This window comes from Vibrio sp. Vb2131 (genome assembly GCF_033338535.1).
Classification (GTDB): domain Bacteria; phylum Pseudomonadota; class Gammaproteobacteria; order Enterobacterales; family Vibrionaceae; genus Vibrio; species Vibrio alginolyticus.
Genome location: NZ_JAWOSW010000005.1, coordinates 242977 through 254788 on the forward strand (window position 1 = coordinate 242977; position 11812 = coordinate 254788).

At 46.3% G+C, this 11812-nt stretch carries 7 protein-coding genes; 4 read left to right on the forward strand and 3 right to left on the reverse strand.

From position 1 onward, the window contains the following. Positions 1-29 precede the first annotated feature (29 nt). Complete coding sequence (locus R7E38_RS08585; protein WP_017635521.1) at positions 30-1040, reverse strand: TAXI family TRAP transporter solute-binding subunit; 1011 nt, start codon at positions 1038-1040, stop codon at positions 30-32. Between the two features lie 836 nt (positions 1041-1876). Between R7E38_RS08585 and brnQ the strand changes: the two genes are divergently transcribed. Together brnQ and R7E38_RS08595 are read left to right on the forward strand one after the other, a co-directional pair. Continuing rightward, positions 1877-3187 carry a branched-chain amino acid transport system II carrier protein gene (gene brnQ, locus R7E38_RS08590; protein WP_226083314.1) on the forward strand — a complete coding sequence of 437 codons (1311 nt, stop codon included), beginning with the start codon at positions 1877-1879 and terminating at the stop codon, positions 3185-3187. Between the two features lie 103 nt (positions 3188-3290). Beyond that, positions 3291-4499, forward strand: coding sequence for a GGDEF domain-containing protein (locus R7E38_RS08595; protein ID WP_226083313.1), 1209 nt, complete (start codon positions 3291-3293; stop codon positions 4497-4499). Between the two features lie 43 nt (positions 4500-4542). Here R7E38_RS08595 and R7E38_RS08600 read toward each other — a convergent pair whose 3' ends face one another. Beyond that, positions 4543-5892 carry a sigma-54-dependent transcriptional regulator gene (locus R7E38_RS08600; protein ID WP_053349389.1) on the reverse strand — a complete coding sequence of 450 codons (1350 nt, stop codon included), beginning with the start codon at positions 5890-5892 and terminating at the stop codon, positions 4543-4545. Between the two features lie 178 nt (positions 5893-6070). On the opposite strand from R7E38_RS08600, the gene R7E38_RS08605 reads away from it, so the two are divergent. Then, positions 6071-8131 (forward strand): sensor histidine kinase, encoded by a 2061-nt coding sequence (locus R7E38_RS08605; RefSeq protein WP_226083312.1) that lies wholly within the window; start codon positions 6071-6073, stop codon positions 8129-8131. 147 nt (positions 8132-8278) lie between these two features. Further along, positions 8279-9670 (forward strand): glycoside hydrolase family 1 protein, encoded by a 1392-nt coding sequence (locus R7E38_RS08610; RefSeq protein ID WP_213972276.1) that lies wholly within the window; start codon positions 8279-8281, stop codon positions 9668-9670. A gap of 99 nt (positions 9671-9769) precedes the next feature. Here R7E38_RS08610 and R7E38_RS08615 read toward each other — a convergent pair whose 3' ends face one another. Then, on the reverse strand, positions 9770-11806 hold the full coding sequence (locus tag R7E38_RS08615; protein ID WP_017635525.1) for a PhoX family protein: 2037 nt from the start codon (positions 11804-11806) through the stop codon (positions 9770-9772). Between the last annotated feature and the right edge of the window lie 6 nt (positions 11807-11812).

Here is an 11812-nt window from a genome sequence, read left to right on the forward strand (position 1 = left end):
CCGAGCCGATACTCGGGGCGAAGTTGGCGTTATTTCGCCATTAGGTCTGATGGGATTTCGATGCCCATTTCTTTGTAGTAACGCACCGCACCTGGGTGAAGAGGCACTGGCAAGCCAGCGATCGCTTTCTCAATCGCCATTGCTTTTGTTGCTTTGTGGATGCCTTGTAGGAAAGGCAGGTTCTCGTAGATCGCTTTGGTTAGCTGGTAAACGTCTTCTTCCGAGATATCTTCACGAACTGCCAAGAAGTTAGGCTGTGCAATGGTGGTGATCGGCTTATCTAGACCCGGGTACGTGTTCGCTGGGATCTCGTACTTCGTCCATAGGTTGTAATTGCCGTTCGCCTCTTTGATTTGTTCGTCAGTAAACGAAAGAATCGAAATGTCTTTACCCAACGCAGCAAAAGCTTGAGTGACCGCACCAACAGGTACACCCGCAGGCGTGTTCATGCCGTCAATGGTGCCGTTTTGAAGTGCGCTCGCACTGCCGCCGTAACCCATGTAAGCAAGATTGAATTTATCAGGGTCGACCTTCAGACCTTTCATGATTTGGCGACCAGAGTTCTCAGTACCTGAGTTCTTCTTACCGATAGAGAACTTCTTGCCATCTAGGTTGTTCAGATCAGTCACTGTGCCCGTTTTTGCGAGATCCGAGCGAACAATAAAGTGCTCAACGTTTTGCCAAAGCATAGAGACTGAGCGCAGTTGTTCTTGGCGACCGCTCTTCTCATAAGGACCTTCGCCAGACCAAGCCCATGCACCGTAAAGACCTTGCAGAATCGCGAACTGTGCTTCGTTTTCGTTCAGCAGTTTGACGTTTTCACCAGAGCCCGCAGAGCTGATTGCAGAAAGGGAGAAGTGGTGCTTTGGTGCCAATTTCACTTTGCTTAACGTCGCCAACGCTACGCCCACAGGGTAGTAAGTACCACCTGTCGATGCCGTTGCAAGAATGTAGCTACGATCTTCTGCCGCAGCGTTAGCAGCAATACCAAAAGAAGTCACAGCGACAGCCAAAGCTTTTACCAGCTTATTCATTTTCATTATTACTCTCCGTGTAGTCGTTTCACGATTGGGGATTTACATCATGTTAAATCTTTATTAACAACACATTCCCTGGAGCAATTGAAATGCCAACTTTTAACCCTTTGTATTTATTGAACTAAGTGCTGAAAGACATCAAAAATGAGCAAAATTATGCTGATTTGATAGCAAAGTAATGAGCAAGATCTTGCTCATTGAAGAGAAGAAGGTTGCACGCCTAGATCGCAAAAGGTTAAAAAAATGTGATCAAGACAAAACAAATGCACGATTCACTAATAAGCAATATTTTGCCGATGCAATTTTGGATTGAACTGCAACTAATGAGCGTCTTAACAATAAGAAGAAAAAGCGCATCATTCTAAGCTGCTCACTTTATCAGCGGAGGTTTATAGCCTAAACGACTACAAATAGCACAAAAATACAGCAAAACAAGCCATGTTAAAGAAATGAAAAGTCATTTATTCTAATTTTGAATTTAAAAACCAGTTCGATCCACCAGTTAAGAAACAAACATTGACCGTATCAACTTATTTTCTACTTCGGGGTTGTGCCAATAGCCCGATGTTCGTTAGGGTAACAACACGCCAAGGCAAACGTATTCCTTGGTATTTTTTCGTCATTAAGGATCACCCATGTCAGCAACTGCGCAATTACAATTCGCTTTAAAACGCCCATCTGGCGTTGCTGCTGCGATCCTCCTGCTCTCTCTGAAACTGATTCAGAGCTGACAGGCTATATCTAAACTTTCTGTCAGCTTGAGAAGAAGCTGACGGGAACACCACATACTCCTCCCATTCCTTTCAGTTTCTTCCAAGCGAAACATAAGAGGAATAACAATGTTAAGCGCACGCAATATCGCCGCTTTGGGCTTCATGACTTTCGCCATGTATTTAGGCGCGGGTAACCTGATCTTCCCTCCATTTTTGGGTTACCAAGCAGGTGAAAACTTTCTGAGCGGGATGTCTGGCTTCCTCTTAACGGGCGTAGGCCTGCCTGCAATGGCACTGGTGATGGTGGCTATCGTAAACGGTTCAGACAAATTAACCGCTGCCCTACCTAAACCTTTGGCGACCAGTTTTTGGGTGATGGTGTTTATCGTGATTGGCCCTGCGTTCGTGATCCCACGTGCAATTACCGTGGCTTACCAATTTAGCTTTGCGCCAATGTTTGGTGATGCAGCTTTGGTGCCTTTCACTATTGCCTTCTGTGCTATCACCATTCTATTTGCCCTATATCCGGGTAAATTGGTCGACAACCTAGGCAAGATCTTAACGCCTGCCTTGATGGCAATCTTGATCATCATGTCTGTGACGGCTTTGGTTTCTCCTGCAGGTGAGCTAACTGCCGCAACGGGACCATACCTATCTGGTGCATTTGCTGAAGGCTTAACCCAAGGTTACATGACCATGGATGCATTAGGTTCTATCGGTTTTGGTTGGATTATCTTCCGCGCGATTCGCAGCATGGGTGTGGATTGCCCGAAAGCCACCGCAAAATACACGCTAATCGCAGCTTTGATGTACGCGGTTGCCATGGCGTTTGTTTACATCTCATTGGCTTACATTGGCTCGACAAGCTCATACTTGGGTTCTGAGTTCAGCAATGGTGGCGACATTTTAACGGCATTCACCTTCAGCCACTTCGGCGCGTTTGGTTCACTACTACTAGGTGCCGTGATGGTATTGGCGTGTTTGACTACTGCTATCGGCGTAACCACCGCAGGCAGTGAGTTCTACGACAACACTTTCAGCAAAGTGAACTACAAAGGCTGCGTTATCACGACCATGGTATTGGCTGGTTTGATCGCCAACGTAGGTCTAGAGCAACTATTGGCTATCACATTGCCAGCGGTTGTGGCGCTTCACCCAGTCGCGATTGCGTTGATGATCATGGCACCAGTGCGCAACAAGATGTCGCAAATCATGGTCGTCGCAACCGCGTTCACTGCTCTAATGTTTGGTTGTGTTGATGCGCTGCACATCCTAGGTTACATGCCAAGTTCCACTGATGAGTGGATGGGTAATTACATGCCTCTGTACAATGACTTTGCTAGCTGGATTGTGCCTAGCGTATTTATGATGATTGTTGGTCTGCTGTTTACGACGAAAACCAACCAAACCGAACAATTCGAGCTGGTGAATGAATAGCCGTTTAACATAAGACATCGCTCAATAAGTGCGTTACTATGTAGCTCGCTTATTGATATCAGGCAAAGGAGTTGCCTGAATGAAAGATTGATATGGGTCGCCTATGGATAATCAGTATCTAGACATCAGAACACTGAACTTTATCGTTATTCTGTTCTCTTGCATTTACTCTATTAGTCTGCTTTGTTATCAATACACTCAGGGTAGAGTCAAAGGCTTAAAAACCTTCTCGATATCACTACTGTTTATTGGTTTAGGCCCTTTTTTACTTGGCTTTAGAGGCTCTGCGCCAGACTGGCTGACCATCATCATAGCCAACACTCTCATATTAGTCGGCTTCTTGCTTACGCTATATAGCGTAAGCATTTTTCGTCAATACCCTTTAAAATTGGCTCACTGTCTTACCTTGTTAACACCTGTTTTCAGTGGTTCATTTTACTATTTCACCTTCCATGACCCTTCTATCAAAAGCCGCATTATTTATCTGAGCATGTATATTTGTATCGTCACCTTCTTTAGTGGTGTCGCCATGCTTAAAGGTACCCAAAAGGACTTAAAGCTCCCTGTTAAAGCAATGGCTTACTCTTTCTTTGGATTTAGTTTTTTTATGGGATTTAGGGCGCTTTGGAGTACTTTTTCAGGTGAGTTACCAAGCTTTATGGTCGCAGGCCTTATCCATCAGCTGACGTTCTTATTTAGCATCTGCCTGATCGTTGCTTTGAGCTTTAGTATGCTGTGGTTAATTAACGGACGCTTGGTGCAATCCATTAATGCTCTCTCTCATTTAGATGCACTCACAGGGCTATATAATCGTCGAGCCATGGAAGAAATCGTTCCAAACTTGGTTAGTAAAGCACATAAAAAAAGCCAAGCAATCAGCATTATTATGACTGATGTCGACAAGTTCAAAGCGATTAATGATCACTATGGTCACACGGTTGGCGACTCCGTCATGGCAACGATCTCCACTATTTTTAAAAAGCATCTTCCTGAGTCCGCCTGCATTGTGCGATTTGGTGGTGACGAGTTCATGATTGTTTTGCTCGAAAAAGCACAGCAAGCCAAAATTGTCGCAGAGCAAATTCGCCTTGCGGTCGAAACTGAAACCGCTTTGCAATCATTTAAAACTGAAGTGACCATGAGCTTTGGTATCAGTCAGTTATCTGAGGGGCAATCACTTCAAGAGGCGCTTGCTGAAGCAGACGAAGCGCTATATAGCTCTAAACATACTGGAAGGAACCTCGTTACCTTGTTTGGAGAAGGTAAAGACCTAAATTATAAGTTTGTCCCAGCTCCAGCCAAAAGCGCATAACGTGTTTGTTATGCCAGTAATTTCGAATTAGCTAGAAATCGCACTAAGTATAGTCGGAGCGATTCAAACCAAACTTCTGCATCTTTTGGTTAAGGGTTCGACGTGGTAAATCCAACTCCTGCATCACCTCATTGATGCGTCCATGATGCCTGACTAAAGAATCATGTAGCACCTTACGTTCAAAGTTATGTAGCTGAATCGCCAACGGCACGCCCGCATGCGTCTCTTCGGTTGTTGAGGATGGTCGACTGGAGAGAATTTCCATCACGGAGACGGTTTCATCCAATGCAAAACGCATCGCTACATTCCTAAGCTCACGTACGTTACCGGGCCAAGAGTAAGCAAGAATGGCCTTTCTATCGGCTTCACTCAGCAGACGACTCTCAGGATTACTTTTCAGAGCAAAGTGTTCGAACAAGATCAACGCATCTTCTTCTCGCTCACGTAGCGGTGGCAAATAGATCTGCGCCACATTAAGACGATAGTACAAATCCTGACGAAACTCGTCATGATCATTGAGATCTTCTTTCGCGGCGGCGATCACTCTCAAATCAACTGAGATCTGTTGGTTGCCCCCAACGCGCTCTACCGTATGTTCCTGTAATGAACGCAACACTTTCACCTGCATGGACAGCGGCATACTCTCGATTTCATCAAAGAATAAAGTGCCTTTATCCGCGTATTCCAACTTACCAATGCGCTTTTTACCCGCTCCGGTAAATGCCCCTGCTTCATGCCCAAACAGCTCACTTTCAAACAGGTTCTCAGGAATAGCGCCACAGTTGATTGGCACAAAATGATAGGATCTGCGTTGGCTTTCATTATGCAAACTGGTCGCCACCAGCTCTTTACCACAACCTGTTTCGCCGTAAATGATCACGTTAGTATCAATGCGTGCTAACTTGGCTACTTGTTCTCTAAGCTGTTGCATCACTCGGCTTCGCCCAATCAACACCTCTTCTAAGCCGCTAACGCTAGATAGGTACTCTTGGCGATCTTGAGTAGACGTTTGTGCGCGATAGCTCTCGACCGCTTCGGTTACTCGTTGGGATAAACGCTCAGGTTGGAAAGGTTTCTCAATAAAATCGAACGCACCGTTTTGTAACGCCCCTACTGCCATATCGACGTCACCATGTCCGGTGATCAAGATAACTGGCGTTGGGACGTGATTGGCAATCAGGCTTTCTAGTATCGACAAACCATCGGTGTCTGGCAGGCGAACGTCACTGACAATCGCATCAAATTCTTGGCTCAGAATGGCCGCTTTGCCCTCTTCGCCTAAACTGAATGAGGTCACATCGAACCCCGCCAGTTGCAGCCATTGGCTGGTAGCCTGACGAACAATGTCATCGTCTTCGATAAGTGCAATTTTAGGGATGTCGTCAAAAGCCATGAGTTACTGCCTGCTTTATGGGGTGGGAAAGAAATCGATCTTTATTAACGGTAGCAAAAACCACTGAGGAGAAAAGGAGCTAGATCTCACTTCTTGCTTACAAGTCTTTAACATCCAACCAGTTAGGCGCACTCTTTAATGACTGTTGGTGAGAACGCACTAGCTGAATGGAGTCGGTATGCAGCGCAAAAGGAATGGCAAAACATGGCTTGTGGTCGCAATTGCGGCAGTGCTGATGCTGTCTTGCTATAGCGCCAGCAGAGAGGTTGCCCGTCAGTGGTTGAGTGTACAAACTCAAACCGAAGCTCAACAAAAACTGCTCGACTATATTGGTGAAGTTCGCCGTGCACTCAAACGCTTCTACCACTTACCTTACCTCGTAACCAATAACCCAGAAACCATCGCGTTTGTGAAAGGGAATCTGACTTATTACGAGCCATTGCAAACCCAACTGACTCAGCTAGATAAAGCCGCCAATACGGAAGGTTGGCTAATCCTGTCTAACTCTGGCGAAGTATTGGTCTCGAGTTTAATCGAAGAGCGCTTTAGCCTGTCTGACCGAAAAGCCATTGTGGAACAAATTCACAACCAAGGCGGCGGTGTTTCCTTGGTGAACAAAACCAAAGGTTCGAGCCCATTGTATTATCTTGCAGCCCCTATCTACGATGGTCTGGATATCGCTGGCATTGTGGTGGTGCAAATCAACCTTAGCTTGTTGACCGAACAGACCATTACTAGCCAAGACATCATCACGTTGCAAAATCGCCAGCAACGCTTTTTCCTATCGAGTAGCGCGCTTTATAACGCTGACTGGTTTAACGAACCGAGCAACACCGTTCAGTTAGAAACGCAACGCTTATACGACAACACCAATATCAGTGTGTGGACGCTCAACCAGCAACGCTATTTTGCGCACACCGTTAAATTGGATGATTTGAATTGGTACGTAAGCTACCTCACCCCTTCTAAGCCGATTCAACAAACCATCAACGTGATTGGTTGGAGCGTCGCTGTGTTGCTCTTATTGGTTGTATTACTCGTCATCATTGGTCTACAACGTCGCCAAAAGCACATCAACCAACAACGAATTCAAGCCCTGTTGGAAGAGTCCCAACGCCGCTTGAAACAGATGATCAATAAGACCCACGTTGGTTTGCTATTGATTGATGAACAAGGTCAACTGTTCGATCTCAACCCAATGGCGAAGCGTTTGTTCTGTTTACCAGAAAGCGTCAATCGACACGCTTTTGCTTGGGAATTATTCGACGCAGGCAATCCTAATTCCACCACACTTAAGTTGCTCAAGGATTTACCTAAACATAAAGAGCTCGCAGAGATCAGCACGGTCGAAACCATTGCCAGACGCAGTGACGGAAGCGTCTTCCCTGTCCTGTTCTCGCTAACCAGTTTCCCTTGGCATGGCGAGCAGTATTTCCTTGCAACGATCATCGACATCAGCAAGCGGAAAAAAGCCGAACAGTCACTGCAACAGGTCAACCAAGAACTGGCACAGCGAGTAGAAGAGCGAACTCAAGCGCTAAAAGAAGCACAAAGCCAGTTGATTGAATCGAGCAAAATGGCCGCTTTGGGTCGCATGTCGAGCGCGATCACTCATGAGCTCAATCAGCCACTAACAGGTTTGCGAACCCTGCTCACTACAAACGAGCTGCTAGCGGAACGTGGCGAAACCGAGATGATGAAAGCCAACAATGTTTTGGTACAGAAGCTGATTGATCGTATGGCAAGCATGACCAGTCAGTTAAAGACGTTCGCCTACAACAAACCAGAAAGCTTACAGGCAATTTCTCTCACCTCTGCACTCGAAGAGACCTTACGCGTTTATCAAACCCAATTAGACAAGGTGGATGTGCGTGTGCGCGTTCCTCATGATTTACCTAATATCATGGGTGAAGAACAACGACTGCTTCAGGTGCTCGGTAATCTTGTCTCGAATGCGCTAGACGCAATGAACAATACCACCAACCCGCAGCTCAGCTTGATCGTCAACCCAACCAGCAATCAGGTCGAACTGATCATCAGTGATAATGGCTGCGGCGTGTCGGATGAGATGCTTGAATCCATGTTCGAACCCTTCCAAACCTCAAAGAAAATTGGTGAAGGATTGGGGCTGGGTTTAGCGATTACGGCCAACAATATGCGTGATATGAACGGACAAATTACTGTGCATAAGAATGAACAAAATGGGCTGACTTTCACTTTATTGTTCAAATCAGCCTAAGGTGATATTGATTACAAAATCATCATTAGAACTAGGCATCCCCGCTGTTTGAGAAAAACACGATCTCGATACAAGAATCCCTCCTTGACCTACACTATTCTCAAGCAAATAAGACGAATAACTTCCGAACGATAAAGAGTGAGAAACATGATTAAGTTTCCTGAACATTTTCTTTGGGGCGGTGCCATTGCTGCAAACCAAGTAGAAGGGGCGTACAACCTTGGGGGTAAAGGGTTATCGACATCAGACATGCTGCCAAACGGTATTTTGAGTCCGCATCAAACCCGTGAAGAGCGTACACCGGGTATCAAAGACGTGGCGATCGACTTCTACAATCGCTACCCAGAAGACATCGCGCTGTTCAAAGAGATGGGCTTTAACTGTCTGCGTCTCTCTTTGGCATGGAGCCGCATCTTCCCGAACGGGGACGAACTAGAACCTAACGAAGAAGGTTTGGCGTTCTACGATAAAATTTTTGACGAACTTGCCGAGCACAACATCCAACCTTTCGTGACATTATCTCACTACGAAATGCCTTACGCACTGGTCGAGAACTACGGTGGTTGGGGCGATCGTCGCGTCATCGAATTCTTCGAACGTTATGCTCGCACCGTGCTGGAACGCTACAAAGACAAAGTGAAGCTGTGGTTAACGTTCAACGAAATCAACATGTCTCTACACGCACCATTTACTGGTGTTGGTTTGCAAGAAGACGCCAGTGAACAAGAGATTTACCAAGCGATTCACCACCAACTAGTCGCCAACGCAAAAGCGGTAAAACTGTGTCAGCAAATCGTACCAAACGGCAAGATTGGTAACATGCTGCTTGGCGCAATCAACTACCCATATACCTGTAACCCTGATGACGTGCTTGCTGCAATGCATGAAAACAACAAGTGGTTGTTCTTCGGTGATGTGCAAACACGTGGTCAGTACCCTGGCTACATGAAGCGTTACTTCCGCGAAAACGGCATTGAAATTCAGATGGAAGCAGGCGACTTAGAAGAAATTGCGTCTGCGAGTGTCGACTTCATCTCATTCAGCTACTACGCAAGTGGCTGTGCTAGCGCGGATCCGAAACAGAAAGAAGTGGGTAACATCGTCGATAGCGTACCAAACCCATATCTTGAAAAGAGCCAATGGGGCTGGCTGATCGATCCAAAAGGTCTTCGCGTTCTGCTGAACTTCCTTCACGATCGCTACCAAAAGCCACTGTTCGTCGTAGAAAATGGCTTAGGCGCGCGTGATGAAATCGATGAAAACGGTGAGATTCAGGATGATTACCGCATCGCTTACTTGAACGACCACCTTGTGCAAGCACACGAAGCGATTCTTGATGGCGTTGAGCTGATGGGCTTCACCAGTTGGGGACCAATCGATTTGGTCGCGAACTCAACCGCTGAGATGAGCAAACGTTACGGCTTTATCTATGTCGATCGTCATGATGATGGGCAAGGAACGCTAGAACGTAAACGCAAGAAAAGCTTTTTCTGGTATCAAGACGTGATTCGTACTTCAGGCGGTTCATTGAAAAGATAAGCCTGTTGTCTAGGTATAAAGTGCAACTAGGCATTCGCCTAAACCATCAAGCCCTGCAATTGCAGGGCTTGAATTTTAAGGTGTTTATTCATTTAGAGATTAAACTGCAATCTCTCCACCGTCTTCACGGCGAATAACCACTGTCGCCGCTCGTGGGCGCACAGAAACACCAGCAGGTGTTTCTTCGGCTGCATCTTCACTGTATGGCCAGTTACCTGGGTGCTGAATATTCACAAACAATGATTTGTAATCAGGGCTGATGGTAAAGCCTGTTACTTCACAACCATTTGGTCCGACAAAGAAGCGTTTCAATTCAGCTTGATTATCCGCACCAATCACAGCTTGATCACCATTCTCATCTGTTAGCTTAGATGGCACAACAGCCAACATTTGATCATTGGTGTAAGACGTGACTTCATCTGCGCCGTTGTCCGTTTGAATCCACAAAATACCACGGCCATCAAACGCTAATCCGTCTGGGCTCGCAAACTGGTTTAACTCATTCAAGCCAGAACGGTTGGTATCTGCATCACCATTTGCTGGCGAACCAAACACAAAGATATCCCAAGTAAAGTCAGTTGCTGAAGCACCTTCATCCCAACGAATAACATGACCAAACTTATTATTTAAACGTGGATTCGCAGGATTGGTTTCATCTGTACGGCGCGTATTGTTCGTCAATGTTAAATATACTGAACCCGTGAATGGATCAACCGTACACCACTCTGGTCGATCCATTGGTGTTGCCCCAACTAAATCCGCCGCACCCGCAGTATTGATGATAATTTCAGCCAGTGAATCAAAGTGATCCGCTAATGTACCACCAGCGGTTGTTACGCTATCAAGCGTTAATGGTAACCAAGTACCTGTGCTGTCTTCATTGAAGCGCGCCACATACAGTGTGCCTTCGTCCATGTACTTGTCACCCATCGCCAAGCGGTTATCAGGGTTAGCATCTGCTGGATCCCACGCTGCCGCAGATTCAAATTTGTATAGGTATTCAAAGCGAGAATCGTGACCAGAATAAAATACCACTGGTTTGCCTTCTTCAAGCTTACCGAAAGTACAGCCCTCGTGACGGAAACGACCTAGCGCAGTACGTTTCTTCGCACGTGAGTTTTGCGTGTAAGGGTCAATCTCGACAATGTAACCGTGACCATTGGCTTCATTACGGTAATCATCCATCGCACTTGCTCCTGTTGGAGCCACATTAAAGCGAGAGAACTCATCAAGACGCTCTTCTGCATTTCCTGCTAATGTCTCCCATAGGTAACGAGTGCTTTGGTCATCGACACCAATGCGATCTTGCTCTTCTGTACGAGTCCCGGCGTTAACAAAGTAACCTGGCCAGTTCTCTTCACACGTTAAGTACGTGCCCCACGGCGTGTAGCCGTTGCCACAGTTGTTTAACGTACCACGCGCTTGGCTGCCATCTGGTGAGAAACGAGTGACAGTTAAAGATGTGTGGGCTACCGGGCCAGACAAATCCATGACTGTCGCACCAGTATAACGACGGTTTAGTGGGTCGGTATCAACCAACTTCCACATGTTGTCTTCCAGTTGAATGCGAACCACTGATACACCGTGCGCGTTAATCTCTTTGCGCACTTCATCTACAATGGTACGTACGCCATTTTCAACCGTCGGACCGTTTGGATGCAGTGCTGATGTGTCGATGTACTCGTGGTTAATACATAGCAAGCCATCTGTAGTGCTATCGTTCAATGGGAAAAAATGCATGCCGTCATGGTGCATGCCTAGCGCATTTAACTGATCGGTACTGGTGTTGGTACCATCATTTTGCCATGCGCTGCCTTGTGCATTAAGTGGTGTTCCCCAAGGTACTAGTACTTGTGCGGTGTAGCCTTGTGGAATTGAAACTGCGTCAGTGAGTGAGCCAGGGATAGATTCAAAGTTAAGAACGGCTTTAGATGCGCCCGAACCACTGCTTACTGTACTCCCTGAGTCAGACGAGTTACAACCAGCCAATCCGAAAGCACCAAACGCTGTCATCGCACTGATACCTAAACCACCTTTCAGAATGCTGCGTCGAGATAGGCTCGCTTCTAATACTTCTTCAAATGGTTTGTTTTCACTTTGGTTATAACGCGTCGCGTCAAAGGTTTCCTTGCTCATTTTTAC